Raw genomic sequence first — 429 nt, forward strand, 5'->3', positions numbered from 1 at the left:
ACAGTCGTACCTTCCAGCACCAAACCGTGCCGACTATTCTAGAAACCCTGCTCACGGAAATGGGGGTGACGGAGGTGAGCTTCTCGCTAACCCGTGACTATGCCGAGCGCGAATACTGTGTCCAGCACCGTGAAAGTGACTTGGCGTTCTTCCACCGCTTAGCGGCAGAAGAGGGCTTGGTGTATCACCATGAGCACGACGCCACCATCCATACCCTGATAGTGACTGATGCGCCCGACAGCTTGCCCCAGCTTGACAGTCCGGTACCCTATAATGCTGTCAGCGGCGGTCGTACCGATACGCCGTATATCGATGGCCTGACACGTCACACCGCGGCGCAGCCTAGCCACACGGCGTTAAAAGACTACAGCTTTAAAAAACCGCGCTACAGCTTCCAACAAGCGGCGCAAGCCGATGGCATTGATTACC

Annotated in this window: 1 protein-coding gene; it reads left to right on the forward strand. The window is 56.4% G+C overall.

Going from position 1 to position 429, the window contains the following annotated elements:
• Positions 1-429 (forward strand): contractile injection system protein, VgrG/Pvc8 family (locus HLG76_RS14690; RefSeq protein ID WP_254877716.1); only part of this gene is annotated, 429 nt, incomplete at both ends.

It is taken from the genome of Salinivibrio sp. EAGSL, assembly GCF_013366455.1.
Classification (GTDB): domain Bacteria; phylum Pseudomonadota; class Gammaproteobacteria; order Enterobacterales; family Vibrionaceae; genus Salinivibrio; species Salinivibrio costicola.